This is a genomic window from Edwardsiella hoshinae NBRC 105699 = ATCC 33379 (assembly GCF_000474215.1).
In the GTDB taxonomy this organism is placed as follows: Bacteria; Pseudomonadota; Gammaproteobacteria; order Enterobacterales; family Enterobacteriaceae; genus Edwardsiella; species Edwardsiella hoshinae.
In genome coordinates this window covers 1-1,102 of the sequence record NZ_BAUC01000097.1, presented here as the reverse complement: position 1 = coordinate 1,102, position 1,102 = coordinate 1, and the positions used below count along the sequence as shown (strand labels likewise).

Sequence of the window (1,102 nt, the reverse complement as noted above, 5' to 3'; positions counted from 1 at the left end):
TTGGGCCTTGCCCCGGTGGAGCGACGCCGTTAAACCGCGCCGCCTCATCGCCGGGCTTTCACGCGCATTCGCATGCGGGCCCGCATAGCAAAAACTGTGCGCCGATGATGTTATTTTTTTCCACCAACGGCGCTAACCGCATTGATCTGCCAACAGGTTTTTACCCCGCGTTGTAAAGGCGTGCGTTTAACTTTCCCCGCGATTTCCAATTGTTGTAGATGATGACGTGCCTGGTAGTCGGTGAGCTTCATGGCCTCCGCTACGCAAGCGGTGCGTACCGTGTGATGTGCGGCCATGTATGCCAATATCGCTTTTTTTATCTCAATCGAGTCTGTTTTTTTCATTATCTTATTTCCATGATTATTAGTTTTTCTGTTATCACCAATCTTTAATATTAATTAATGGCGGCTTATTTTAGATTTTGTGGTTATTTTTTTATGTTATTTCTATTGTTTTGTTTTTTGTTATTTTCTTTTTTTCTTGTTGAAAGAAAAGCACTATTTTTTTAAGCGAAAAATAAAACAATATTTTGCAAAATACCACATTGACGATCTTTTGATCTGCACCCTAATGCTAATTTATATTTTAATCCTGCAATTTTGTTTGTGCATGGATGTATATGCTGATTATAAGGCCTTTATGCGATATAAAAGATCGCGCAATAGCTTTTATCCAGGTTAACTATTTGGTTAGAATGCTCCGCAACGAACGGCGTCGGACAATGTCCCTGCGCCGCGTCGCAAGGCTGAAAAAATAATCACCATGATGCATACGGCATTATTTAATGCGTGGCTTTAGATAATTTTTACGCAATACGGGCAGCAGCAGAACGCATGCGCCGGGCGATGGTTTTCGCTCCCTTTACCTATTAATGAAAAAGTCATCGTATCGTTATGGATAAGGGCCGCGCGCGCCAGGTTAACGTCACATCCGCTATTTGTCGCTATAACGCTTCAAGAGACGGCTATTACTTTTTATCGTTCCATTGGCTCTTTTATGTCATTTTAACAACGGAGACATTTATATGAAAAAAACAATTATCGCATCCATGGTTAGCCTGGCTGCCATCAGCATGTTTGCCTCTTATGCCACTGCGGCCACC

1 protein-coding gene is annotated in these 1,102 nt (G+C 42.5%); it reads right to left on the bottom strand.

Annotated features, from left to right (window positions below; all coding sequences use genetic code 11):
• Positions 1-110: 110 nt before the first annotated feature.
• Positions 111-344, bottom strand: a complete 234-nt coding sequence (locus EHO01S_RS17170) for a FaeA/PapI family transcriptional regulator (RefSeq protein ID WP_035371053.1) — start codon at positions 342-344, stop codon at positions 111-113.
• Positions 345-1,102: the final 758 nt, after the last annotated feature.

Excerpts from the sequence above, each read along its gene's own strand:
- EHO01S_RS17170 (WP_035371053.1), bottom strand. The coding sequence starts at position 344 with ATGAAAAAAACAGACTCGATTGAGATAAAAAAAGCGATATTGGCATAC.